Origin of the sequence: Gluconobacter sp. P1D12_c, from assembly GCF_018812105.1 — a bacterium.
GTDB classification, from domain to species: Bacteria; Pseudomonadota; Alphaproteobacteria; order Acetobacterales; family Acetobacteraceae; genus Gluconobacter; species Gluconobacter oxydans_A.
The window spans coordinates 1-370 of sequence record NZ_JACSIQ010000813.1 but is presented as its reverse complement, the minus strand read 5'-3'; the positions used below and the strand labels follow the sequence as shown (position 1 = coordinate 370).

General features: G+C 54.9%; 1 protein-coding gene. It reads right to left on the bottom strand.

All coding sequences use genetic code 11. The features are described 5' to 3' along the window. Positions 1–311 (bottom strand): recombinase family protein (locus tag KP705_RS19325; RefSeq protein ID WP_215765484.1); only part of this gene is annotated, 311 nt, incomplete at its 3' end. Positions 312–370: the final 59 nt, after the last annotated feature.

Below are 370 nucleotides of genomic sequence, written 5' to 3'. Positions count from 1 at the left end.
TCAGACGGATCGTGAATACTGTTCCCAAGTTGAAGCTTCACGCCACGGGATGCCAGGCTGTCGCCAATAAGCCGTGCATCAGGGACAGAGCGGGCCAGTCGATCAAGCTTTGGTACGACCAAAGTATCGCCACTACGAACAGCCGCCAGTGCCTGGTCAAGGCCGGCCCTTTCCCGGTTCGTGCCGGTGAAGCCCTTGTCGGTGTAAATACGATCGGCAGAAACACCGAGTTTGAGCAGTTCCTGATGCTGGGCCGCGAGATCCTGTTTGTCCGTCGAGCAGCGGGCATAGCCGATCATTATGTGTGTCATACGGGAAAGTGTAACGTATAAGGCCCCATGACTGCAAAACATATGGTACCACCTTTATG